The organism is Halomonas sp. SL1 (genome assembly GCF_003030865.2).
Taxonomy (GTDB): Bacteria; Pseudomonadota; Gammaproteobacteria; order Pseudomonadales; family Halomonadaceae; genus Halomonas; species Halomonas halophila.
The window spans coordinates 39738-64407 of sequence record NZ_PYUQ02000024.1; the positions used below are offsets into that span (position 1 = coordinate 39738).

Genomic DNA, 24670 nt, shown 5'->3' on the forward strand with positions numbered 1-24670 from the left:
GCCCTCGGCCTCGGTCGGGGGCTTCGTGCATCGGCCGGGAGGCGAGATCGTGCTTGCCGGATCGTCGCGCGCCCCCTAGGATGCGCGGCGCCTCGCCGTGACCGCGGCGAGCGACACGACGATCCCGGAGATTCCCCTGATGTCATTCGGAGCCTTTTCCCTCCTGCCGCCCGTGCTGGCTATCCTGCTGGCGCTGGTGACGCGCAACGTCATTCCGGCGTTGTTCTGTGGTGTCTGGCTGGGCGCCACCATGCTGGCGGGCGGCACCCAGCTGACGACCATGGGGCTCGAGGGCTCCGAGTACCTGATCTACCTGTCGTCGATCCCGCTCAACTTCTACGCCTGGCTGGCGCTGGGGCTGATCGTCTTCCTGGTCGTCACCCAGGGCGATTACGGCCCGATGGCCCGGGCCGAGCAGCGCGCCCGTACCACCGGCGAGGTGATGGCCGAGGGCGCCAACCCGCCTTCCGGCCACGAGGTCGAGGAGATGGTCTCGGTGCCGGAACACCAGGCCCGCAAGCGCAACATGCTGGTGCCGATCGGCGTGCTGGTGGGGATGATTCCCCCGCTGTTCCTGTGGACCGGAGGCTACCCCGAGAACGATCTGGTCACTGCCGTGGGCGAGGCCGACGGCGGCCAGTCGATTTTGATCGCCACCTTCGTGGCGGTGGCCGTGGGGCTCGTCATGGGCATGGCCCAGAAGCTGTTCGACTTCCGCGAGGCCATGGAGATCGTGGTCGACGGCATCAAGAGCATGACCCTGGTCTACATCATCCTCACCCTGGCCTGGTCGATCGGCAGCGTGACCACCGAGCTCGGCACCGCCGACTACCTGGTGACCCTGGCCGAGGCCAGCATCGCGCCGAGCCTGGTGCCGGTGCTGCTGTTCCTGATCGGCGCCCTGGTGGCCTTCACCACCGGCACCTCCTACGGCACCTTCGCCATCCTGATCCCCATCGCCATGCCGGTGGCCATGGCCATGGACCTGCCGCTGGCGCTGGCCATCGCGGCGGTGCTCAGCGGCGGCATCTTCGGCGATCACTGCTCGCCGATCTCGGACACCACCATCCTGTCCTCGGCGGGGTCGTCCTGCGACCACATCGATCACGTGCGCACGCAGCTGCCTTATGCGATCACCGCGGGCCTGGCCGGCATCCTGGCGTTCTTCGTCGCCGGCCTGTCCGGCAGCGCCCTGATCGGCGGGGCCACCGGTGCCGTCGCGATGGTGGCCACGGCCCTGGTGCTGCGTCGCTGCTGGGGCCTGTCGGCCGAGCGGGCCGGTGCCTGACCCCGCCGAGCGCTCGCACGTCCACATGCGAAGAAGCCCCCGACCTCGGTCGGGGGCTTCTTGCATTCGGGGCCGGCGCCGCTTAGCTGCCGCGATAGGTGGAATACCCATAGGGGCTAAGCAGCAGCGGGATATGGTAGTGCTGGTCGGTGTCGGTCACCTCGAAGGGCACCGGGATCTCGGGGAAGAAGGTCCGGGTGTCGTGATCGGCGAACCAGTCGCCGGTCTCGAAGGTCACGCGGTAGACGCCCGGGGTGAAGGCCCGGCCGTCGGGATAGAGCGCCGAGATGCGGCCCGACTCGGCGGTGGTGCCGGTGGCCAGGGCCTCCCAGCCGCTCTCGGTGCGCTGCTCGAGCTGGACCTCGACGCCCGGCGACGGCTGGCCGGACTGGATGTCGAGCACGTGCACGCTGAGCGGATTGTCGGCGGCCAGGGCCGGGGCGGCGGCGCACAGGCCGAGGGCGGCGATCAGCGTTCGGGAAAGGCGCATGGAAAGCTCTCCTGTGGGGATGGAGACGCCAGCCTGACAGCGTCTCGCCGTCGCCTCCCTGACGGCGAGATGACGACTTTGTAATGGGCAGCCCGCGCGCGACGGGCTAGCCTGTGGCGTCATTTCACGAGGGCCCGATCGATGCGCATCCTGATGGTGGAGGACGAGAGCAAGACCGCCGACTACCTGGCCCGGGGGCTGGGCGAGGCCGGCTATCGGGTCGAGGTGGCCCGGGACGGGCTGGACGGCCGCCACCTGATCGAGGAGGCCGACTTCGACCTGATCATCCTCGACGTCATGCTGCCGGGTCTCGACGGCTGGGAGCTGCTGCGCCTGATCCGGCGCAGCAGCCAGGTGCCGGTGCTGTTCCTGACCGCTCGGGACGCCGTGGAATATCGGGTCAAGGGGCTGGAGCTGGGTGCCGACGACTACCTGGTCAAGCCGTTCTCGTTCGTCGAGCTGCTGGCCCGGGTGCGGACCCTGCTACGCCGTGGCCCACCCCGCGAGCGGGAGCGCTTCCAGGTGGCCGACCTGCACATGGACGTGCTGAAGCGGCGGGTGACCCGGGGCGAGTCGCGGCTGTCGCTGACCAACCAGGAGTTCGCCCTGCTGCAGCTGCTGCTCGAGCGCGAGGGCGAGGTGCTGTCGCGGACCCTGATCGCCGCCGAGGTATGGGGGATGAACTTCGACAGCGACACCAACGTGGTCGAGGTGGCCGTGCGGCGGCTGCGGGCCAAGGTGGACGATCCCTTCCCGCGCCGGCTGATCCACACCGAGCGCGGCATGGGCTACGTGCTGGAGGAACGCCCGTGATGCGCGTGCCGGCCTCCCTGTCGCTGCGGCTGTCGCTGCTCTTCGCCCTGGTGACCCTGCTGCTGCTCGGCGGCCTCGGGGCCTATCTCTATCACGCCCTGGGCCAGCAGATCGCCTGGCGCGACGACCGGATGCTGCAGGGCCGTCTCGAGCGCATGGAGGCGCTGCTGGACGACGGCGAGAGCATCGCGGCGCTGCGCCGCCGGCCGCTGCTCTACGCCAACATGCTGGGCAATCGCGAGAGCCTGCTGTGGATGCTCGATGCCCGGGGCGCGCCGCTGATCGAGGTCAACCCGCCGGGCCTGCCGGTGCCCGCGCTGCCGTCGGCGCCGGAGGGGCGCCTCGACGAGCATCCCGCCGTCGCATCGACGCGGCTGGCCTGGCGCAGCGTCGAGCACGACGGGCGCCGCCTGACCCTGGTGGCCGGCAAGACCCTCGAGGAACGCGAGCGCATGCTGGCCGCCTATCGGCTGCGGCTGTGGCTCGCCATGGGCGCGGGCGCGGTGCTGGCCTGCGGGCTGGGCTGGGTCGTCGCCCGGCGCGGACTGCGTCCGGTCAGGCGGCTGGCCGAGCGGGCGCGCACCATCGACGTGGCGCATCTGCATCAGCGGCTGGAGGCCAGCGACGAGGCGGCGGAGCTGCGAGAGCTGAGCCGCGCGCTCAACCAGATGCTGGCGCGTCTGGAGGAAGGCTTCGCCCAGCTGTCGCGCTTCTCCGAGGACCTGGCCCACGAGATGCGCACGCCGCTGGGCAACCTGCTGGGGGCGACCCAGCAGGTGCTGCAGCGGGAACGCTCGCCGGAAGAATATCGCCAGCTGCTGGGTTCCCACGTCGAGGAGTACGAGCGCCTCTCGCGCATGATCGAGACCATGCTGTTCCTGGCGCGCACCGAGCAGCCGTCGAGGACGCTGCCGCGTGAGGCGATCGAGCTGCGGGCGCTGGTCGAGCCGCTGTGCGACTACTTCGAGGGCATGGCCGAGGACGATGGCCGCGCACTGATCAACTGCACGCAGGGGCGGGTGACGGCCAACCTCGACCTGCTGCGCCGGGCGCTCGCCAACCTGATCGACAACGCGCTGCGCCATGGCGACGGCGGCACCGAGATCCGGCTGGTATCGCTCGCGGAGGACGGGTGGCGGCGCATTGGGGTGGTCAGCCACGGGGCGCCGATTCCCGATGCGCAGCGGGAGCGGCTCTTCGAGCGCTTCTATCGCGGTGATCCAGCACGGTCGCGGCCGGCGGGCACCGGCGGCCTGGGGCTGGCCATCGTGCGCTCCGTGGCGCAGCTGCACGGCGGGGAGGCCTGGTGCGAAAGCGACGCGGCCGCTACCGTCTTCTGGCTCAGTCTGCCGGTGGACGGCGGTCGAGCCGCCAACTGAGCGCTCTGGCAGCTTGTGCCAGCACAAAAAAGCCCCCGACCGAGGTCGGGGGCTTCTTGCATCGGGACGCCGGGATGCGGTCGCGATCAGGCTAGCGGCGGACGGCCGGGGGCGAGGTTCCTTCCTCAGCCCTGAGTGGCCTGGCGGGCCAGCTCGGTAGCATTGTCGCTGGAGGCGATGTGGGTCTGCTGCTGGCGAGCGTTCAGCCGCAGGCGCGCCTGGGCCATGGCCTCGCTGGCGCCCCAGGTGGCGACGACGTCTTCCTGGCTGGCGTCCTGCGCCGCGGCGCCCTGGGCGGAAGCGGTGGACAGCGGCTGCTGGTTCAGCGTCAGGGCGCGCTCGGACGCGTTGTCGGCCTGGGCGGCGAGGGGCAGGGCGGCGAGCAGCAGGCTGGCGGCGATCATCTTGGTCTTCATGGGGGACTCCTCTCTCGAATCGGTATCTGGTACGTGTGGCATCCGGTGTGTCCCGGGCCGTTCGATGTGGAGAATAATAGTAGCATGCTAAATGTAATCAAAGACACATTTAGCTATGGCAGCGATAAGATCGGCCTATCCGACGATGTCGAATGGATGGGGCGTCAGCCCGAATAGGGCAGCACGTCGACGACCACGGCGGCGAAGTGGCAGGCGCTGCCGCCCATCACGCACAGGTGCCAGGCCGCGTGGTTGAAGGGGATGGCGCGGACGGCGAAGAACACCAGGCCCAGCGAGTAGGTCAGCCCGCCGCCGACCAGCAACGCGAGGCCGGTGGCGGTGAAGGCGGTGGGCAGTTCACCGGCGGCCAGCACGATCAGCCAGCCCATCAGCAGGTAGTTGCCCATGTGTAGGCCGCCCAGCGTGAAGGGACGCATGAGTTTCAGGCCGATGCCGGCCACGGCCAGGGTCCAGATCACCGCCAGCAGCGGCGTGCCGACGGAGTCGCGCAGGTTGACCAGCAGGAAGGGCGTGTAGGTGCCGGCGATCAGGGCGTAGATCGCGCAGTGGTCGAGCATGCGGAAGGCGCGCTTGAGGCCGGGATGGCGCGTGCCGTGATAGAGGGTGGAGGCGGTGTAGAGCAGCACCAGGGTGGTGCCGTAGAGGGAGACCGCGGTGAGCTTGTAGGGGCCGTCGTTCAGCTCGCGGCTGCCCAGGGCGATCAGCGTCACCAGGCCGGCGACGCTGAGCAGCGCGCCCACGCCATGGCTGACGCTGTGCAGCAGCTCCTCGAGGAGCGAATAGCCGGGGTCGTCGCGGGGCGAGGGTCGAGGCATGACGGGCACCTCCCATTGTCCTTCGACGGCGGCGTCGAAGGGGAGGTTCCCGTCAGTTCACTCCGCTGAGACGGTGTCCGAACGTCGGCGAGCGCAGACGCGGCTCAGGCAAAGCCTAGGACTTGCGTTCGATATCCACGTCGCTGGCCTGGGTGAAGTCGTCCAGGGCCATCATGTGGCCGAGCTTGCCGGCCTTGGTGGAGAGATAGTGCTCGTTGTGCGGGTTGAGGCCGGTGGTCAGGCTGACCCGCTCGCTGACCTCGACGCCGACCCGGGTCAGGGCATCGACCTTGCGCGGGTTGTTGGTCATTAGCCGGAGCGCGCCGATGCCCAGCCGTTCGAGCATCGGCAGGCAGAGGTCGTAGCGGCGCAGGTCGGCATCGAAGCCGAGCTGCTCGTTGGCTTCCACGGTGTCGGCGCCCTGGTCCTGCAGGTGGTAGGCGCGGATCTTGTTGAGCAGGCCGATGCCGCGGCCTTCCTGGCGCAGATACAGCAGCACGCCGCGGCCCTCGGCGGCGATGCGCTTGAGCGCCTCCTGCAGCTGATAGCCGCAGTCGCAGCGCATCGAGAACAGGGCGTCGCCGGTCAGGCACTCGGAATGCACACGGCCCAGCACCGGCGCGCCATCGTCGACGTCGCCCAGGGTCAGGGCGATGTGATCCTTGCCGGTGGCCTCGTCTTCGAAGCCGTGCATGGTGAAGGTGGCCCAGGGAGTGGGCAGCCGGGAGGCGGCGATGTAGCGAATCGTCACGGTGTACCTCGATGCATGACCATGGCGTGGCCGATGGGTATTCCCGCATTCTATCAGGACGATGACGGGCTCACGAGCAGCCCGTGCGGTTCCGATGGGGTACAATGTCGCCACATTTTCCGTGGATGAGCGCCCGCATGGAACTCAAGAACGATCGCCTTCTGCGCGCCCTGGCGCGGCAGCCCGTGGACCGCACCCCGGTGTGGATGATGCGTCAGGCCGGCCGCTACCTGCCGGAATACCGTGAGGTACGGGCCCAGGCCGGCAGCTTCATGGACCTGTGTCGCGATCGCGATCGCGCCTGCGAGGTCACCCTGCAGCCGCTGGAGCGCTATCCGCTGGATGCCGCCATCCTGTTCTCGGACATCCTCACCATCCCCGACGCCATGGGCCTGGGGCTCTACTTCGAGACCGGCGAGGGACCCAAGTTTCGCAAGCCGGTGCGCACCGCCGAGGCGGTGGACGCGCTCACCGTGCCCGACGCCGAGCGCGACCTCGACTACGTGATGAACGCGGTCTCGACCATCCGCCGCGAGCTGGGCGGCCGGGTGCCGCTGATCGGCTTCTCCGGCAGCCCCTGGACGCTGGCCACCTACATGGTGGAAGGTGCCTCCAGCAAGGACTTCCGCCACGTCAAGGCGATGCTCTACGACACGCCGGATACCATGCACCGGCTGCTCGACACCCTGGCCCACGCGGTCACCGACTACCTCAACGCCCAGATCCGCGCCGGCGCTCAGGTGGTGCAGATCTTCGACACCTGGGGCGGGGCGCTCTCGACGCCGGCCTACCTGGAGTTCTCGCTGCGCTACATGGAGCAGATCGTCGCCGGGCTGATCCGCGAGCACGAGGGTCGCAAGGTGCCGGTGATCCTGTTCACCAAGAACGGCGGCCAGTGGCTCGAGGAGATGTCGGCCTCCGGCGCCGATGCCCTGGGACTGGACTGGAGCACCGAGCTGTCCGTCGCCCGGGAGCGGGTCGGCCATCGCGTCGCCCTGCAGGGCAACCTGGACCCCAACGTGCTGTTCTCGCGGCCGTCGGCGATCCGCGCCGAGGTGGCGCGCATCCTCGACAGCTACGGCGAGGGCCCCGGCCACGTGTTCAACCTCGGTCACGGCATCAGCCAGTTCACCGACCCGGATCACGTCAGCGCCTTCATGGACGCCCTGCACGAGCTGAGCCCGGCCTATCATCAACGCATCGCCCATGACTGAGCCGGCTCGGCTCACCGCCCTGCTGCGGCGCTGGCACGACCGGCGCCGCCTGTGGGCCGGGCTGGCGCTGGCCGCCGCGCTGACGGTGGCCTGGGGCAGCCTGGTGCCGGGCGATGCGCTGCCGCGCTCGCTGCCCTGGGACAAGCTCAACCACTTCCTCGGCTATGCCGCCATCGCCGGGCTGAGCGGGCTGGCCGGGCTGCGCCTGACACTGGCCTTCGCGGCGGCGGCGCTGTTCGGCGTGGCGATCGAGTTCGCGCAGATCGCGGTGCCCGGGCGCTTCGGCGGCGATCCCGCCGATATCCTGGCCAACGCCCTGGGCGCCGGCTGTGCCGTGCTGGTGCTGTGGGGGCTTCGCCGCCGTATCATGCGCTAGATGCTGACGCTTCTGCCGGCCGCCGCGGCGGTCATGGTTTCCTTTTACTCGTCATCCTGAGGGTTTCCGATGAGCTCCTCTCTTGATACCGGCCCCGACGCTGGCCTCGATTCAGGCCCCGACGCTGGCCTCAATCCCGGTGATTCCGGCTGGTTCACCGAAGTCTTCGACAGCCACGGCAGCGCCTTCTCGCTGAAGGTGTCCGAGAAGCTGCACGAGGTGCAGAGTCCCTATCAGTACCTCGAGGTCTACGCCACCGAGACCTTTGGCCATCTGATGGTGCTCGACGGCTGCGTGATGCTGACCGACCGCGACAACTTCCTCTACCACGAGATGATCGCCCACCCGGCGCTGTTCACCCACGCCGACCCGAAGCGCGTGGTGATCATCGGCGGCGGCGACTGCGGCACCCTGCGCGAGGTGCTGCGCCATCCGGGGGTCGAGAAGGTCACCCAGATCGATATCGACGAGGAAGTGACCCGGGCCTCCGAGCGCTTCTTCCCGGCGCTCGTCGCGTCGAACGACGACCCGCGCGCCGAGCTGCGCTTCGCCGACGGCGTGAAGTGGATCGAGGAGGCGGACGACGACAGCATCGACGTGCTGATCATCGACTCCACCGACCCGGTGGGCCCCGCCGAGGGCCTGTTCAAGACCGACTTCCTGCGCCGCTGCCATCGCGTGCTGCGCCCGGGCGGCGTGCTGGTGCAGCAGAGCGAGTCGCCGCTCTATCACAGCGGCTCGATCATCCGCGAGCTGCGCCATGACATGCGCGAGGCCGGCTTCGATAGCGTGGCCACGCTGCCCTTCCCGCAGCCGGTCTATCCCTCCGGCTGGTGGAGCGTGACCCTGGCCGGCAAGGCGACCGACGTGGGCAGCTTCCGCGAGGTGGAGGCCGCGGCCAGCGAGATGCCGCTCGACTACTACACCGTCGAGGCCCATCGCGGCGCCCTGGCGCTGCCGCCTTTCATGCGGCGGCTGTTGGACGACTGACGCTGGCGTGTAGCGCTCATAGCAATGAACCCCGGCCAAGGCCGGGGTTCGTCGTTTCAGGGCGGGGCGACCGCTGTGCGGCAGACAGCGCCTACAGCCGCGGCTCGTTGGCGGGGGCCGGTTCCGCGTGGCCGCCGGCCAGGTCCAGGCTCGGCTCGTCGTGGCGACGCGGTGGCGGCGCCTGGCGCGCCACCCGGGCCGGGCTCAGCACCGCGTCTTCGGCGTCGACCTCGCGGCCGCCGGTCACCCGGGCGTGCTGTCGATCGTGGACCGCGGGTCGGCGCTCGACCGATCGGGTGACCACCGCGCCGGCGGAGAAGCCGGCGCGCTGGGCGGCCAGGTGATGGGGCAGCAGCCACAGCTCGGCCAGCAGGCGCAGGGCGACCATAGCCAGCAAGATGACGCCGCCGCCCAGGGTCAGCTCGGGCCAGGCCGACAGCCAGTCGGTCTCCGCCAGCCAGGGCGTGTGCGGCGCCAGCCACAGGCCACCGGCCGCCAGCAGGCCGAGCTGCAGGACGGCGTGGCAGAACAGCAGGGTGCGGCGCGGCAGGGGATGCCGCGGGAACAGGAAATGGCGCATATCGAGTCCTCCGGGAGTCGGCCGTCGGGAGGCCGGGCAGTCGTGCCGGCGCTCCGTGCCGGCGAGGGCGGCATCCTACCCCAGCCGGCGGCCGCGCGGCAGTGTCCGCGGATGCCGACGCCTGGGAGCCTGTCGGGCTTGACGCTGATCTATTGCAAATCCCGGGCCTTCGGCCGACGTCATTCGATCGCTCTCGCTCCTGGTGTCGCCGTTTGACGCTGGGCGTCTGCTTGCCAATGCTGTGGGGATGGGAACGGAGTCTTCCTCCCGCTCATTCACCGCGTTGGCAAGGAGCGACTATGACGACCTATATCGTGGTGGCCGATGCCGCCAGGGCCCGGGTGTTCACCCGCGACGCCCTACAGCTGGAAGAGAAGGACAGCCTGGTGCACGCCGAGGGTCGCCTGCACGAGGGCGACCTGGTGACCGACCGCGAAGGCGACGTGCACGAATCGTCCGCCACCGCCGCCCGTTCCGCCGGCGGCGAGAGCACGGCCTCCGACCATCACGAGGTCCTGTTCGCCCGTGAGGTGGCCGACCGCCTCTACCGGGCGCGGGTCGAGAACACCCTGGAGAAGCTGATCCTGGTGGCGCCGCCGCGCTTCCTGGGGCTGCTGCGCGACAAGCTCGACGGCCCCACCGCCAAGACGGTCATCCACTCCCTGGCCAAGGATCTGACCAAGGCCAGCGTCGAGGACATTCGCGAGGCGGTGAGCGACCTGCGCTGAGCCGGCGGCGACACGCGGCGACGGTTTTCCGCCCGGGGACGTCAAGTCTCCGGGCGGTTTGCCGATAGGGGCAGGGAACGGCGTTATCCCGCGTCGTCACAACGAACAATGGCTCGGCGCGGCCACGCGCCGGCATCGCACTTCCTTGTCCCGATACGCGAGAGTTCCCATGACCCCTCATGTCCCGATGCGCGGGGTGGCCCGGCCGCCTCGCCGACCCCTGCCGAGCGTCCGCCTCACCGGCGCCTCTTCGCCAGAACGCCAGGAGGCCGGCCATGCAGTTTAAGTCCCTGCGTACCCATGTCGCACTGCTGGTAGGGCTGTGCATCCTGCTGGTGGCGGCGGTGCTGGTCGGCTATGCCACCGTGTCCGCCTCACGCTCCCAGGCGCTGGTGGCTGATCAGGCCGGCGAGCTGCTGGAGGAGAACGCCGAGCAGCGCCTGCGGGCGCTGGCCGAGGCCCGCAGCGAGGAGATCCAGGGCGAGCTCGAGGGTGCCCTGGCGGTGGCCCGCGGCCTGGCCAACACCAACGCCCTGATGGGCAAGCAGGACGACGAGGGCCGGCCGCGTCTGACCATGGGGCGTCGCGAGCTCTCCAACCTGACCCGCGACGCCGTGGTCGAGAATCCCGACCTGCTCGACGCCTTCATCGGCTGGGAGCCTGACGCCTTCGGTGCCGACGCCTACTTCGCCGACATCGAGGACGGCGGCTACGGTGACGACGGCCGCTTCATGCCCTGGTGGTATCGCACCGCCGACGGCGATATCCGGGTGCTCGCGCTGGGCGACGGCATGGAGAGCGAGGAGCTCGACGATCTGGGCATCCGCCAGGGCGAGTACTATCTGTGCCCCAAGGAGACCGGGCGCACCTGCATCATCGATCCGCACTATTACGACTACGACGGCGAGCGCAAGCTGGTCACCTCCTTCAACGTGCCGATCCAGGTCGACGGTGAGTTCCGCGGCGTGGCCGGCGTGGACTTCGACGTGGCCTTCCTCCAGGGCCTGCTCACCGAGGCCAACCAGGGGCTTTACGACGGCGTGGGCGACATGGCACTGGTGGCCTCGCGCGGCATTCTCTCCGCGGCCACCCAGGCGCCCGACGCGCTGGGACGCGCGGCCGCCGACTCGCTGGATGAATCGACCCGCGAGCCGCTGGCCGCCGCCGCCAACGGCGAGACGGTCTATCGCTTCGACGAGGAAGCGGGCCGCTTCGAGCTCTATCGCCCCTTTACCGTCGGTGATGTGCCCGACCCCTGGGTGCTGGCGATCCGCCTGCCCGAGGACGCCGTGCTGGCAGGGCTTAATCGCCTCGAGGGGCAGCTTGCCGACCAGCGCCAGGCCGACTTCTGGGGCATGACCCTGGTCGGCCTGATCGTGGCTGGCCTTGGCCTGCTGGCAAGCTGGCTGCTGGGCAGCAGCATCGCCCGCCCGCTGCGCCTGCTGGCCGATCGCATGCGCGAGATCGCCTCCGGCGACGGCGACCTGACCCGCCGGTTGCCGATCCGCGGCCGCGACGAGAAGGCCGAGCTGGCGCGCCAGTTCAACGCCTTCGCCGACAAGGTCAACGACGTGCTGGTCGACGTGCGCGACAGCAGCGAGTCGGTCAACGTGGCGGCCACCGAGATCGCCCAGGGCGGCCAGGACCTGTCGCGGCGCACCGAGAACGCGGCCTCCAGCCTGCAGCAGACCTCGGCCTCGATGGAGGAGATCACCGGCACCGTCGAGCAGACCGCGGATTCCTCGCGACAGGCCAGCGGCCTGGCCAGCTCGGCCAGTGAGGTGGCGCGCCGCGGCGGCGAGGCCATGGGCCAGGTGCGCGAGACCATGCAGGGCATCACCGAGTCGTCGCGCCAGATCGCCGAGATCGTGAAGATGATGGACAGCATCGCCTTCCAGACCAACCTGCTGGCGCTCAACGCCTCGGTGGAGGCGGCCCGGGCCGGCGAGCAGGGCCGCGGCTTCGCGGTGGTGGCCGGCGAGGTGCGCCAGCTGGCCAGCCGCAGCGCCGAGTCGGCCAAGCAGATCCGCGAGCTGATCGACACCTCGGCGACCCGTACCGAGGAAGGCGAGCGCCAGGTGCAGGTTGCCGGCGAGACCATGGAGGAACTGGTGCAGAGCGTCACTCGCGTGGCCGACGTGCTGGGCGAGATCACCAGCGCCACCGGCGAGCAGAGCGACGGCATCGGCCAGGTCAACGTGGCGGTCTCGGAGCTGGACAACATGACTCAGCAGAACGCCGCCCTGGTCGAGGAGTCCACCACCGCCGCCGAGCACCTCAAGGCCCAGGCCGAGCACCTCGCCGATCTGGTCGGCGGCTTCACCCTGGCCCAGCGCTCCACCGGCGGCGCCCCGGCCCTCGGCGGTGGTCAGGCACGCCCCGCGGCGCTGCCGCACACGCACAGGGAGGAAGAGCCGGCCTGAGGTGTCGGAGCCTTTCGCCCCCTCTCCCGAACGGAAAAGCCCGGCCATATGTGCCGGGCTTTTTGGTGTCTGAAGCCAAGGCGGGGCCGCGTCAGGTGGCGAGCTCCTGAGCCCAACGGTAGAGCGTACGGGCGCTTTCGACGGCCACGGTCTCGTGCGCATCGAGCGTCAGCGAGGCGTTGCTGTTTCCTCCGCCCTGCCGTGCGGCCTTCATCTGCTGAGCGTAGCGCGACATCAGATGCTCGAGATTCATGCGTATCATGGTGAGCTTCAGCTCGAACTCGGCCTGAAGCTCCTCCAGGCCGACACGCTCGGCGGCATTCGCGCAGCGCTCGATGCGGTCTTGCAGCGTGTTGTCCACAAGCCGCCTGGTGGCCTGGAGTCTGGGGATAAGGTCGTGGGCGGAGAGAATTTCGGGCATGGAGGCTGCCTGATGCGGAAGTGGCGCTTCAGCCATCGGCGGGATGCCTGATGGCTTTAGATGTCCACCAGGTCAATTCCAGTACCAAGCCGATCTCGATGCATGTCTTGGGAACATTTGGTCAGGGCCCTAAAGTGCTTCATGCTGCTGCCGATACATCAGGAAGATTCCTTACAGCACTCATCAAGAGGCGATTACCATGCCAGCCATTTCAGCACTCGGCGTCGGGTCCGGTCTTGATCTCAATGGCCTGCTCGATCAGCTGCGCTCCTCCGAGCGTCAGAGACTCGTTCCGATCTCGGAGCAGAGAACGGAAGAGCAGGCGAAGATCTCGGCCTATGGCAGGCTGCAATCCGGCCTCGAGAAGCTGCAGGGCGCGGTGGATACGCTCAATGATGCTTCCACCTACACCAATCTCACGGCGAATGTGCAGGGCGATGGCATGACGGCTTCCGTCGGCGAGGAAGCCAGCGCCGGGCGCTACGAGATCACCGTGAACCAGACCGCGCGCGCTGGTAGCTTGGCCAGCCAGGGCGTAAGTGATCCCAGCGCGGCGCTGGTCGGTGCAGGCGGGGACACCCTGACGCTCACCTTCGATGGTCGCAGCGATAGCACGGTCACTCTTGCCGAAGGGGATTCCCTCGAGGACATCCGCGATGCCATCAACGCGGATGATGCGGCAGGCGTCGATGCCTCCATCATCAACGATGGCGCCAACTCGCGTCTGGTGCTCAGCTCGCGTGAGAGCGGCGCTGATGCGGGGATCGAGAGCATGTCCTTTGCCAATGCGTCCCTGACTGGTGATACCAACACGAAGCAGGCGGGCCGAGATGCTTCGCTCGATATCAACGGAATCCAAGGCATCACCAGCTCCACGAACCGGGTGGAAGATGCCATCCAGGGGGTAACGCTGGAGCTGGATCCATCTTCCGCGGGAGAGACACTGAGTCTCGGAGTTGAGGCGGATACCGAGTCGCTGAAGGAGTCGGTGCAGGCGTTCGTCTCGGCCTACAACGAGATGAAGTCCACCGTGGGTCGCATGACCGATGCTACGGGAGATGTAGAGACCGCGGGTGAGCTGGTCGGCGATCGCACGGTACGTACCATCGAGTCGCGTCTCAGCCGGGATCTCACCAACCCCATCAGCGGCGGCGACATGGAGATCATGTCAGCGGTGGGCATCTCTCTAGATGATAGCGGTCGACTTGAGTTGGATGAGGACAAACTGGACGAGGTGATCGCCGACAACCCCGAGGGCTTGCAGGGCTTCTTCGCCGGCACGACCGAGGAGGGCGGCTTCGCCGGTCGCCTCGGTGGCAGCCTCGACAACATGCTCGACAGCGACGGCATGGTCCAGCGTGCCATCGACAGCTCCGAGGGGCAGGTCGAGCGCATCGAGGACCGCTTCGATCGTACCGAGCAGAGCATCGAGCGCACCGTGGAGCGTTACCGCAGCCAGTTCAGTCAGCTGGATGGGCTGATCGCGCAGATGAATTCCACCAGCGCCTATCTCTCGCAGCAGCTTGCCGGGCTCAATACGCAAAGCAGCTAATGTTTTTGGATTGAACTGATATCGCCCCGGCCTCGTAGCCGGGGCGATGTGTTCTGGTCAGTAAAAAAATCCTTGCTTGCCCCTAAAGTTTCCTCGCCTGACACCGTTATAGGGAGTAACGGCCAACGGCGCCGTTGTGGCAGGGCCCAATGCCGGGCCGTCGATCAAGACCCGAAACGGGCCTCCGCCACTGGAGCCCTCAACAGCTAGGAAGGTAATCACCATGTCCGTGATCAATACCAACATCACTTCTCTGATCGGTCAGAACAACCTGCGTTCTTCCCAGGATATGCTGGCCAAGGCCCAGGAGCGTCTGTCCTCCGGCATGCGCATCAACAGCGCCGCTGACGATGCCGCTGGCCAGGCCATCGCCAACCGCATGACCGCCCAGATCACCGGTATGAACCAGGCCAGCCGCAACGCCAGCGACGGTATCTCCCTGGTGCAGACCATGGAAGGTGGCCTCGATCAGATCAGCGATAACCTGCAGCGTATCCGTGAACTGTCTGTTCAGGCGGCCAACGATACTAACTCTGATGAAGATCGTGCATCCATTCAGCTGGAGATCAAAGAGCGCTCGGACGAGATTACCCGTATCGCCAAGTCGACCAGCTTCAACGACACAAAACTTCTGGATACGGCCCAGACTCTGAACATGCAGATCGGTGCCAACACGAATGCTGGTGTCGACGATATTAGCGTCGATACTACTAATATGCAGGCAACTGCGATTGGTTCTACTGGTACTAAGATTGACGATATTGATGTTGCGGGCACCTTCGGTGACGCGCAAACAGCGATTGACGCGGTGGATTCTGCGCTGCAGCAGGTCGACGATGCGCGGGCCACCCTGGGTGCGACCCTCAACCGCTTCGACTCCGTGGTTCAGAACCTCGAGACCAACAGCACCAACCTGACCGAGGCCCGCTCCCGCATCGAGGATGCCGACTACGCGCAGGAGGTCTCCAACATGACCAAGGCCAACATCCTCCAGCAGGCCGGCACCTCCATGCTGGCCCAGGCCAACCAGACGCCGCAGAGCGTGCTGTCCCTGCTGGGCTAAGCATCGCCCGGCATCACGGCCTGACGCCGTGGACACAAGAGGCCGACCCTTCGGGGCCGGCCTCTTTACGTTTCAGGGCCTAAAGTATCGGAAAAGTGGCCTCTCTCGAGGGGTATTCGGGCGAGTGATCGGGGCATGTCGTCGCTATCGTGGTCAGCATCCCGCGAGACCCTTCGAAATCGACCGGCAAGGTGGTGTGCCCATGGCCAGGAAAAAGACAAGTCGTCCATTGAACAACCAGCGTCCACAGGCCTCGCAAGGCCTCAAAAAAGCCGATGTGGCTGCCTTCGAATCAGCATTTGCTAGGAAGGACTATTCTCTTGCTCTAGAGATTGCCCAGATATTGGTTCAGCGGTCCCCGGACTTTCCAAAGGCATATGAACTTAAGGCCAATGCCTTGGGAAGGCTAGAACGCTTTGCTGAAGCCGCAGATGCAATGCAAAGTATGTTGAATGCTCAGATGTCACCTCCTGATTCACACCAGCGGCTGAAAATGGCGCAGTACCTGGTGTTTGCAGGGCAAGCAGAAGCTGCGGTTGTTCATCTAGAAGACGTGGTTGAACTTCAGCCCGATAGTGTGGTGCCGAAAGTCTGGTTGAGTCGGGCGTTATTTCAGCTGGGGGAGAAGAAGAGAGCTTTAGAGATCAATGATACGGCTCTTGAGATAAGTGCTAAGGATGAGGAGGCACTTATTTGGAGGGCCAGGATTCTAGAAGGCCTGAAGCGCCATGATGAAACATTGGAAGTCCTTGAGGAGTTGCATGAAATAAGTCCTTTGAAGAAAGGTGTGCATAATCATATGGCCACCCTTTTTGTGAAAGAGAGTAGTTATGATAAGGCTGAGTATCATTACAAGAAAGAACTAGATGTAGACCCAGATAATAGTAAGGTAATGGCAAATTTATTCACTGCTAGCCATTACAATCCAAAGTATACGCCTCAAGAACTTTTTGATCAGGCGCGTCAGTGGGGGAGCACATTTTCTCCGCAGCGAGTTCAGCCCGCTGATACTGTTCGAAAGTATGATAAGAAGCTAAGAGTTGCTTTCTTGTCTGGTGGCTTCAGGATGCATCCGGTCGGTCAGATGACTCTTTCGGCAATACAGGAAATGCCAAAGGATCAGTTCGAACTGATTTTTTATTCAACAAACCAGGTGGCCGATTTTCTTACAGACGAGTTTCGGACTCTTGCGGATCGCTGGGAAGTGGTAGAAGGGCTTTCAGATGAGTGGCTGGAACGAAAGATACGTGATGATTCCATCGATATATTGATTGATCTTAACGGTGCTGGTGATGGCTCCCGCTATGAGGTGCTGGTTCATAAGCCTGTGCCACTTATTGTGAAGTGGGTGGGGAGCCTGATCAATACAACAGGGCTGGGATGTTTCGACTACTTGTTGAGTGATGCTGTCGAAACGCCCGAAGATGTTGATGAATATTATACGGAGAGCCTGATTAGGCTTCCAGATGATTATATCTGCTATCACTATCCACGCCATGCGCCAACAAATAATGCGTTGCCGGCACTAAGCAATGGGTATGTGACGTTTGGATGCCTTAATAATCCCGCGAAGCTGTCGCCGCCGATGTTGGCTGAGTGGGCGGTATTGCTCAAGGAAGTGCCTGGCAGCAAATTGCTCCTTCGAGGGGTGCAGTTTGAGAGTAAGCGCTTTTGTCGCAAGATCGTCGCGACTTTTGCCGAGCATGGTATCAGCGAAGATCGACTACTCCTTGAAGGGCCTGCTGACCATAAGCAGTTCCTCGAGACCTATCATCGCATCGATATCGCGCTGGATACCTGGCCGTACTCCGGCGGCCTGACGACCTGCGAATCGCTGCTGATGGGTGTGCCCGTCGTCACGCGGACGGGGCCGACCTTCGCCGGTCGCCACAGCGCCACACACCTGGTCAATGCCGGCCTGCCAGAACTGGTCACCGATAGCTGGGATGACTTTCGTGCGAGGGTCAAAGAGCTGGCCGATGACCTGCCCAATCTGGCGGTCATCCGCGCCGCCCTGCGCACCATCCTGCTGGATTCGCCGATCTGTGACGGGCCGCGGTTCGCTGGCCATCTGACCACGGCGCTGCGTGCCATCTGGCAGCGCCATTGTGAAGGCAAGGCGCCGGAGGCCCTGAGTTTTCGCAAGAGCGGGGCGGCGCAGTTCGCCGATGAGGATGCGCCGATCAAACTGGCGCTTGCCGCGCCTGGCCAGGGCTTCGACTGGCAGCTCGAGAGCCCCGTCCTCGCCGTGGATAATGGCGCCGTGCTGGCTTCAAGGCCGGATGCTCGCGATCTGCTGGGCAGCGGCCGCGTCGTCATGCTGAGCTTCGACCCGGCCGGCAAGATGGCGACGGTAGATCATCTGGCTCAATATGGCGAGATTCAGCATTTTCCCCATACGGCGTTGGGGGATGGCCAGCCTGCGACGCTGCATCTCGGTGAAGGCCTAGAGCCCAGCACATTGCCGCCTCTCGACGACATCGAAGGCCTCGAAAAACACGAGATACCGACGGTGGCACTCGACAGCATCGAGGGGTTGCCAAAAATAGACGTTCTAGCCCTGGATGCCATGCATGACAGTATGCAAATACTGGAAAATGCTCGAAATGCACTTAGTAATACTCTTTTGCTTCAAGTGCGGATGGCATTCCAAACTGCCTTGAGAGGTCAGGCTGACTTTGCGAAAATCAATGCTTGGATGGAACGTAATGGGTTCAGGTTTTATACATTTATAAATTGTCAGCACCGGAGTTATTATCCGGAAGGTGTGTTGCCTGAATCTGGAGAAGGCAGTGAGCTTGACTCTACGGACGCAATTTACATTCCGAATGCGGAACGGCTGGAGAGTGTGGGTGCTCAGGATAAGCGTAAATTAGCCTATATTTTCTCAGACATGCTTGAGTACGATGACTTCGCGTATAGTCTTCTCTCGGCTGGTTCTAATGATGCCGGCAAAGAGTTTCTGGCAACAAAGTCTGTCGCTCTGAATACCCAAGATGATACAGCATCAGATGCCGGCAAAGTAAGTGACGAAGGAGATTTTGAGCTGGATATCTTTCTGGGGGAAGAGCTGGTTGAAAAGGCTTCCAGGAAGGAAAAGGTGGTACATATATGTTTTAACAATCTCCATGTTCAGGCTCTCATCGATGTGCTTGGCGACGATCGAATCGTTTCCGAGTATGAGCAAGAAATATGGATTGGTCGAGCAAGATCAATGCCTGGATATGATGTCGACATAAGCATGAACAAGAATGCCTTCTACTTTGACCAGAGTGGCGACCTGGAGAAAGTAATGAAGAGATGTCTCGCGGAAGATGTCTGCGGAGTCTTCTTTCATGGGCTGTTCTTTGATTGGCAAAAGGCGTTAGTTAGACAAGTTGGAAAGCTCAAGAAATCCATTTGGGTGATGTGGGGCGGAGATCTCTATAACCCGATTAAAAGTGAGTGTCTCTTGCGGGAGGAAGTTGAGTGCTTGAGTGGCGTTACCACATGGTGGGATGGTGATTATGAAATATTCAAGAAGTATTATGGTGATTTGGAGCGAATTCCTTTCAGGTATTATGGCGGTAAGAATTATGCTGGAATCAAGCCTCCAGAAAGAAAAGAAAAGATGATATTTGTGGGGAACAGTGGTGATCCTTCGAATAATCATGTGGAAATCTTGGAGGCTCTTGCGAGGAAAGAAGATATTCTTGAATACAAGATAATAGTGCCTTTCGGGTATAGTGCGCCGGACGGATACAAAGACTTGGTGTATAAGGCGGCGAAGAGACTTGGGCTTTCCCGGGTAATTAATATTGTCGATCGCATGCTAGATTCTTTCGAGTATTTTACATGGTTATCAAGGGCTGAGTTTACTGTCATGGCTCACCATAGGCAGCAAGGTGGCGCCAATATTAATGCTTCAATTATCTATGGAAACAAGGTTGTTATGCGGCGATCCATTGCGGGGGTGGGGGAAGAGCGGCGTATTAACCCCGTTTGGCAAGATGTTAAAAGTCATGTTGGTGCAGAGGTTTTTGATTTTGATAACTTTTGCGTTGCAGACAGTCTTAATTGTATCGAATTTGAAGATCTAAATGCTCAAAAGCTTTCAGTAGAGCGGATGAAGAAGAGGCTTTCAAAAGAATCTGTGGTTGATGAAATTTTAAGCGGTTTTGAGTCTCTTTGATTTAGGAGTAAGTATGTCTTACATGCCAGCTGTTTCAGCGCCGGATGTGCAGCCAATCTTCGTTATTGGTTGCTGGCGCTCTGGGACGACAATTCTCGCCAAGCTGCTAGATAATCATCCGCGCCTTAGCTGGTTGGGGTGGGAGATGAACGACGAGTGGGAGAAGTTTGGTGATATTAAAGGCAGAGCTTTTGAGAACCCCTATCAGGATGGGCGTGAGGTCGATGGCCAGACATCTTGTAGGATGGCTTCTCTTTTTTATCAGGAGTTGTTGAAAAAATATGTTATAGAGAAAAAGGGGAAGCTTTCTCTGAACGAAATGTTCGAGTATCCCCAAGAAGTCATTCCCTTGAATAAGTCGCCCAATCTGATGAACAAGGTTGAGCATGTCAAGAGAGTTTTTCCCGGTGCAAAATTCGTTTTGATTGTTAGGGATGTGTTTAGTTTCTCAAATGCTTACTATAAGCACTCCCGAGATTTGGTCTGGAGGCAAAGGGGGCTTTTGACATACTGGCCGACAGAAGGAGGTGTGAATATTGAGAGAGAGGGTGGTGTGAAACGATTTGTTTCTGCCAAACCTGAAGAGATGAAAAACATTCCGGAAGATCAAGTGGTACAGAATGATAGTGGTTACAAAAGGATTCCGGAGGCATGGCTTAAATTGAATGCTGGTGCAATACATTCGCTTATCAAAGTGGCAGAAGAAGATTTTGTTGCTATTCGTTTCGAGGATTTGATGTCTCATCCTCAAAGGGTTTTATCTAGAGTGGCCTCTGTGTTAGGCCTTGAAAATGTCCCTATCGATACACCTGACAATCTTTTGGATGTAAAGATTCCATATAATTATACAAATACCAAGGGTGATGCAACAAAAGTTCACCTAGATGAGATGTCAAGCTTTCAGCTCAAATGTGTTGAGCAAGAGGTTTCTGAGAGAAGAGAACTTTATGAGTTTATTGAGAACAATCTTGCATCAGTAAGTTGATTGCGCATTCATTTGTAATGCCCCCCCCTGGCTTCTGCACACCCGGCATTGGCTGCGTAGGGTGTGCTGAAGCCAAAGGGCATTATATGGCATGGCCGTTTCAGCCTGCAACAATGGGCTGGTTGAGCGGATAAATCGCACCATCAAGGAGGCGACTATGCGCAACTTTAATTGTGTTATCTTAGGCGCGCTGAGTGCTCATCTAGAACATTGCCTTTTGTCGTATAATCGTTATCACCCGTTTCGTGCATTCAAAATATTATTCTTTACCGCCGGCAGGATGATCCCGAAAAGTCCCATCAGGACCCTGCTCTCTACTTTCGGGATCATGTAAATAACATACCTTGATCACCCTTGTTGTTTCTCTATTCTGTGAAAAGCTTTCTCTACATCTTTTTGAGAATACTCCTGAAAGCGCCACTTATTGGTGTTCGAGAATGCTGCTTCTCCACTATAATCCGGCACCGTATCAACTCCATTCAGATCTATCAGCATTCTGCTGATTTTATGGTAATAATGCTCCGGTCGTTGGCAAAAGTCTTCGTACTTTACTACCATCTTCCGATTGTCGGGCAAATAACTGAATCCCTCCTCTACTGAGCTATTTATGGCGGAGATTTGTCCGGCGACGGATTCAAGTGGGTCGAGATTCTTCAGCTCTGGGTATTCTTTGATCTTGAAAGAGTACCAGGCATTGATGTCGCCATATTGACGTTTGCGGGCTTCGAGAGCGGATTGGATGTTGAAAACCGGGTCGCGGTGTATCCAAATAAACAGGGCTTTTTCAAACTGGTCTGCCAGTTCGGGGATGTTCTGATTCATGATCAGAGCTTTCATGGCGAAGGGTTTCCCAAACATATTAGCTAGGGCGTTGAGTTCATCACGCAACCCGGCGAGGTAGGCATTTGCTTGCAGTTCCTCTGACGACATGTAGTCCAGCTCGTCGAACGGGAGGAAACGCCGCCAGAAGTACCAGAATTCGTTGGGAGATAATGCACCTTTGGTTTTTCCATTATCCGAATTGAAATTGACATCCGAATTGAAATCCAGAATTTCGTTGCGAAAGTTGTAGCGAGAGTCAGTCAGGAGTTGTTGAATTCTTGCGCCTACCAAAGGTGCCCCGAAGAAACGAGAGAGCATATTTGTTGGGTAAGCGGCTAAGCCGGTGCTGGCAAGCCACTGCATAAATAGCGTGCTTCCAGAACGATGGGGCCCCATGAGAAAGATTTTGGAGAAACGCTCGACAGAATCCGTCATGTATGCTTCATTCGCACCTTCAAGATTGCTATTAAGTTCTTTCAACAACGTTTCTAGGTCGGAAACGCGGGCGTATTTCTCGTTGCGATTTTTAGGAGTCTTCATGGGGAGAACCTTTTACTGAATAGCCAGCAGGCTGATGACTCTGTCCATATCTTCTTCGGTGTAACGCTGGTCACACGGTAGAAATAGGCCGTTAGTTACCAGATTCCATTCAAAGCTGCTCTCTTCAACCCTCGTTAACACCTCCGGCCAGTAGGTGGGTAAATAAACGCGTTTGGTAATAAGGTCTGATCTACTGGCTGTCTTTGTTTTCGGGAGTAACGGATAACAAAGCGGGGCTTTTTCATCACCTACGTGTAGGTGTAATTGGTTATGTTCGCTCAAACGCTCATGCAGGTAGCGAGCGTTCCGGTTGCGTGCGGCACGAGCGGCTTCGGAATCGACAGAGTGCAGCAGACGCTCGGTTAAGCTAGATAATCCCGAAACAGGCAAGGCGGCAATTTCCTGCTCGGCTTTCTGATATTGCTGATAAGCTATTTCAGGACTATTGGTGAGCCGGCTGATTAGATGCCCCATACGGTCTGCTGACGTGACATCATTGTGCTCTGGCTGTCTGATACGAGGATCATCTGAGTACAGTAATCCACCGTCTGGGAGGCCGAAAAATTTTCTCGGCGACCATACTGTAGCTAAAGCTCCAGCATGGTTGGAAAAGTAGGCTTGAGAGCAATCAACAATCGTATTCCCTTGGCCGAACTTCTTTAGGCAGCGATCTACTGAGTCGCCTGTCAAACCAAAGTAATCAATGGCCAGTATAAACTCCTGTTTACCAAGTCTCAGATCGCCATCCACATCAAAAGTTGAGCTAATCTGGTAGTATTCTAAGTCAATACACAAATCATTTGCCGCCTCGACTACCGCGTCGCAAACATAAGCTGGCAGCCATAATTTCTTTGCGCTAACTGAGTCGAGTGTTAGCTTTATCGCTGATCTGGCTGAGTTTGTTTTTACTGAAGCCTGATCAAGATTTGCTTGAAAGAATGGGAGTTCTAGGTCTTGGTATCCGCCAATAGACTTATCTGGTCCAGCTTTCTTCACAATAAATTCCGCTTTCTAGCCTGGAGGTTGGGCATGTTTTTAGTTGACCTCATAATGCTTTATTATACTTACTACTTCTCTGGGTGAACAGTTCATAAGGACATCAATGATCGATAAATTGGGAACAAAAGGACTGTTGGCTTGCTGGTACTCTACCGGCAGTGGATCGATAAATTTAAGCTCTATATCCTGTTCCAAAAAATCTCTCTTATCGTAAAGTGACCGACCTCCAGGCGCATTGATATAACAGTCAGCACCGAATTTTTGGCACAGAGCTACCAAGCGGTCTTGTGCGGATGCGGTTCGGTCATAATCGAGCTCGCTTGTCTTTATGCAATGTTTCTCGATGCCAAGATGCGAAAAAATGGCTTGGTAGCTCTTTTGGCATACCGATGCAATTGAGCGATCTTTGCTCTCAATAATTTCACGGATTATTGGAAATATAGTCGGGAAGTGTCTAGTCTTTGAATAGTTTTGCTCTAAAGATCTTGTAAATTTCTTTACGTCAGGTGAGAATTTTAAGTCGGATATTTTCTTGTTTGAAGAAGCGCCTGGCACAGGCACAGTGAATCTGGCGGGGCCATTTGCAGTTAGCATGCTGTTGCGGTTTATGTATCCCTGTTTGATGAAAGACGTATCATCATAGATCAAGAAAAGGTCGGCGGCATGGATGAGTTGAAAGTAACCAATATAGGGGAATAAATACGGCTGCATCACTGCCAGTTTCATATATTTAACTCCGCCTTGATTCGGTTGATAATGTTGTCTTGGTCTTTTTGGCCTAGTTGGTCGAAAATCGGCAAGCATAATGTGCGACTGGCAACATCCTTTGATATTGGTTTCGCTGGCTGTGCTGCCAGACATTTCACACTTTCCAGTGAGGGATAAAAATACCGTCTGGCCAGTACGCCATTTTCCTTGAGGGTGCGCCACACATGAATGGTTTGCTCTTCGCTTTCAAACACGACCGGGAAGTATGCGTAATTATAGCCAAGAGTGTCGTGTTTGGCCTGGAGTTGCAGATTTTTCGGCAGTGCCTGTTCGTAACGGCGCCAAACCTTTGCTCGTTCTTGCAGGCTGTCTTCCATCTCATCCAGCACACACAGCCCCATGGCGGCCTGGAGCTCGTTCATCTTGGCGTTGATACCGAGTTCTTCAATGCTCACCGGACCGGCGATGCCAAAGTTGATCATCTTCCTGGCGCGTTCAAGGTCTGCTTTGCTCTTGAAGATGATCGCACCACCCTCCACGGTGTGAAACAGCTTGGTAGCGTGAAAGCTGAGCGTGGCGGCGTCGCCGTGGTTGAGTAGGCTGCTCCCCCTGTAGGTCACCCCAAAAGCGTGGGAGGCGTCGTAGACCACCCTGAGGTCATGACGCTGGGCAATCTCGCCAATGGCTTCCACCTCGCAGGCGTTGCCGAACACATGCACTGGCACGATAGCGCGGGTGCGTGGCGTGATAACGGATTCGATCAGATCAGGGGCCAGACACCATGTGTCGGCGTCGATATCCGCAAATACGGGCTGTACCCCTTCCCACTTCAGCGAACTGGCCGTGGCCACGAAGGTAAAGGGCGTTGTGATGGCCTCGGTAGGCGCCTCACCACCGCTAATGCCTAGCGTACGATAGGCAATCTGCAGCGCCATAGTACCGTTGCTGACCAGCAGCAGGTTCTCGACTCCCAGATACTCCTCTAGGCGCTGGGTGAGATCCTGCACTAGCGGACCGTTATTGGTAAGCCACCCACGCTCGTAGATGCCGTCAATATAGCGGTCCAGTTTTTCACGGCTGGGTAGATAGGGCTTGGTAACAGGGATCATGGTGGGCCAAAGATCA

General features: G+C 60.6%; 22 protein-coding genes. 12 read left to right on the forward strand and 10 right to left on the reverse strand.

From position 1 onward, the window contains the following. The first annotated feature begins 139 nt into the window (after positions 1 to 139). On the forward strand, positions 140 to 1288 hold the full coding sequence (locus C9J49_RS15405; protein WP_107180947.1) for a Na+/H+ antiporter NhaC family protein: 1149 nt from the start codon (positions 140 to 142) through the stop codon (positions 1286 to 1288). Between the two features lie 82 nt (positions 1289 to 1370). Here C9J49_RS15405 and uraH read toward each other — a convergent pair whose 3' ends face one another. Beyond that, positions 1371 to 1778 (reverse strand): hydroxyisourate hydrolase, encoded by a 408-nt coding sequence (uraH, locus tag C9J49_RS15410; RefSeq protein ID WP_046079029.1) that lies wholly within the window; start codon positions 1776 to 1778, stop codon positions 1371 to 1373. Between the two features lie 141 nt (positions 1779 to 1919). Here uraH and C9J49_RS15415 point away from each other — a divergent pair, with 141 nt between their 5' ends. Then, positions 1920 to 2591 (forward strand): heavy metal response regulator transcription factor, encoded by a 672-nt coding sequence (locus C9J49_RS15415; protein ID WP_107180948.1) that lies wholly within the window; start codon positions 1920 to 1922, stop codon positions 2589 to 2591. Next, positions 2591 to 3970 carry a heavy metal sensor histidine kinase gene (locus C9J49_RS15420; protein WP_220084877.1) on the forward strand — a complete coding sequence of 460 codons (1380 nt, stop codon included), beginning with the start codon at positions 2591 to 2593 and terminating at the stop codon, positions 3968 to 3970. Before C9J49_RS15415 ends, C9J49_RS15420 begins: the two co-directional genes overlap by 1 nt. A 125-nt stretch (positions 3971 to 4095) precedes the next feature. Here the strand turns inward: C9J49_RS15420 and C9J49_RS15425 are convergent, their stop codons facing one another. The 3 genes from C9J49_RS15425 to ribA all read right to left on the reverse strand — a co-directional run bounded on the left by C9J49_RS15425 (position 4096) and on the right by ribA (position 5973). Continuing rightward, positions 4096 to 4386 (reverse strand): hypothetical protein, encoded by a 291-nt coding sequence (locus C9J49_RS15425; RefSeq protein WP_046079032.1) that lies wholly within the window; start codon positions 4384 to 4386, stop codon positions 4096 to 4098. 164 nt (positions 4387 to 4550) lie between these two features. Continuing rightward, positions 4551 to 5222, reverse strand: coding sequence for a hemolysin III family protein (locus tag C9J49_RS15430; protein ID WP_046079033.1), 672 nt, complete (start codon positions 5220 to 5222; stop codon positions 4551 to 4553). Positions 5223 to 5337: 115 nt separating this feature from the next. Beyond that, on the reverse strand, positions 5338 to 5973 hold the full coding sequence (gene ribA / locus C9J49_RS15435) for a GTP cyclohydrolase II (RefSeq protein ID WP_035599739.1): 636 nt from the start codon (positions 5971 to 5973) through the stop codon (positions 5338 to 5340). A gap of 137 nt (positions 5974 to 6110) precedes the next feature. Here ribA and hemE point away from each other — a divergent pair, with 137 nt between their 5' ends. The 3 genes from hemE (at position 6111) to speE (ending at position 8553) form a co-directional block, all read left to right on the forward strand. Next, positions 6111 to 7187 carry a uroporphyrinogen decarboxylase gene (gene hemE, locus C9J49_RS15440; RefSeq protein ID WP_035599742.1) on the forward strand — a complete coding sequence of 359 codons (1077 nt, stop codon included), beginning with the start codon at positions 6111 to 6113 and terminating at the stop codon, positions 7185 to 7187. Beyond that, positions 7180 to 7563: a hypothetical protein gene (locus C9J49_RS15445; protein ID WP_107180950.1), complete on the forward strand. Its 384-nt coding sequence runs from the start codon at positions 7180 to 7182 to the stop codon at positions 7561 to 7563. The genes hemE and C9J49_RS15445 overlap by 8 nt, the downstream gene beginning before the upstream one ends. Positions 7564 to 7632: 69 nt before the next feature. Further along, positions 7633 to 8553 carry a polyamine aminopropyltransferase gene (gene speE, locus C9J49_RS15450; RefSeq protein ID WP_107180951.1) on the forward strand — a complete coding sequence of 307 codons (921 nt, stop codon included), beginning with the start codon at positions 7633 to 7635 and terminating at the stop codon, positions 8551 to 8553. Between the two features lie 91 nt (positions 8554 to 8644). Here speE and C9J49_RS15455 read toward each other — a convergent pair whose 3' ends face one another. Beyond that, positions 8645 to 9133, reverse strand: a complete 489-nt coding sequence (locus C9J49_RS15455; protein WP_107180952.1) for a hypothetical protein — start codon at positions 9131 to 9133, stop codon at positions 8645 to 8647. Positions 9134 to 9432: 299 nt separating this feature from the next. On the opposite strand from C9J49_RS15455, the gene C9J49_RS15460 reads away from it, so the two are divergent. Both C9J49_RS15460 and C9J49_RS15465 read left to right on the forward strand, forming a co-directional pair. Beyond that, positions 9433 to 9861: a host attachment protein gene (locus C9J49_RS15460; protein WP_046079037.1), complete on the forward strand. Its 429-nt coding sequence runs from the start codon at positions 9433 to 9435 to the stop codon at positions 9859 to 9861. Positions 9862 to 10136: 275 nt separating this feature from the next. Next, positions 10137 to 12284, forward strand: coding sequence for a methyl-accepting chemotaxis protein (locus C9J49_RS15465; protein ID WP_107180953.1), 2148 nt, complete (start codon positions 10137 to 10139; stop codon positions 12282 to 12284). Positions 12285 to 12375: 91 nt separating this feature from the next. Here the strand turns inward: C9J49_RS15465 and C9J49_RS15470 are convergent, their stop codons facing one another. Then, positions 12376 to 12705 carry a hypothetical protein gene (locus tag C9J49_RS15470; protein WP_146613018.1) on the reverse strand — a complete coding sequence of 110 codons (330 nt, stop codon included), beginning with the start codon at positions 12703 to 12705 and terminating at the stop codon, positions 12376 to 12378. Positions 12706 to 12904: 199 nt separating this feature from the next. Between C9J49_RS15470 and fliD the strand changes: the two genes are divergently transcribed. The 4 genes from fliD (at position 12905) to C9J49_RS15490 (ending at position 20476) form a co-directional block, all read left to right on the forward strand. Next, the gene (fliD, locus tag C9J49_RS15475) at positions 12905 to 14257 is read left to right on the forward strand and encodes a flagellar filament capping protein FliD (protein WP_107180955.1); all 1353 of its coding nucleotides are present in this window, start codon (positions 12905 to 12907) and stop codon (positions 14255 to 14257) included. Between the two features lie 223 nt (positions 14258 to 14480). After that, entirely contained in the window at positions 14481 to 15320 is an 840-nt protein-coding gene (locus tag C9J49_RS15480) for a flagellin (protein ID WP_107180956.1), read from the forward strand. A 202-nt stretch (positions 15321 to 15522) separates the two neighbouring features. Beyond that, entirely contained in the window at positions 15523 to 19491 is a 3969-nt protein-coding gene (locus C9J49_RS15485; protein WP_107180957.1) for a TDP-N-acetylfucosamine:lipid II N-acetylfucosaminyltransferase, read from the forward strand. 13 nt (positions 19492 to 19504) lie between these two features. Then, positions 19505 to 20476 (forward strand): sulfotransferase, encoded by a 972-nt coding sequence (locus C9J49_RS15490; protein ID WP_107180958.1) that lies wholly within the window; start codon positions 19505 to 19507, stop codon positions 20474 to 20476. A 348-nt stretch (positions 20477 to 20824) separates the two neighbouring features. On the opposite strand, the gene C9J49_RS15495 is transcribed toward C9J49_RS15490, so the two are convergent. The 4 genes from C9J49_RS15495 to C9J49_RS15505 are packed head-to-tail and all read right to left on the reverse strand — an operon-like array spanning position 20825 to position 24654. Next, positions 20825 to 21838: a sulfotransferase gene (locus tag C9J49_RS15495; RefSeq protein ID WP_107180959.1), complete on the reverse strand. Its 1014-nt coding sequence runs from the start codon at positions 21836 to 21838 to the stop codon at positions 20825 to 20827. A 12-nt stretch (positions 21839 to 21850) separates the two neighbouring features. Continuing rightward, positions 21851 to 22834, reverse strand: coding sequence for a hypothetical protein (locus C9J49_RS17075; RefSeq protein WP_146613019.1), 984 nt, complete (start codon positions 22832 to 22834; stop codon positions 21851 to 21853). Positions 22835 to 22873: 39 nt separating this feature from the next. Continuing rightward, entirely contained in the window at positions 22874 to 23563 is a 690-nt protein-coding gene (locus C9J49_RS15500; RefSeq protein WP_107180960.1) for a WbqC family protein, read from the reverse strand. Beyond that, the gene (locus C9J49_RS15505; protein WP_107180961.1) at positions 23560 to 24654 is read right to left on the reverse strand and encodes a DegT/DnrJ/EryC1/StrS aminotransferase family protein; all 1095 of its coding nucleotides are present in this window, start codon (positions 24652 to 24654) and stop codon (positions 23560 to 23562) included. The genes C9J49_RS15500 and C9J49_RS15505 overlap by 4 nt, the downstream gene beginning before the upstream one ends. Positions 24655 to 24670: the final 16 nt, after the last annotated feature.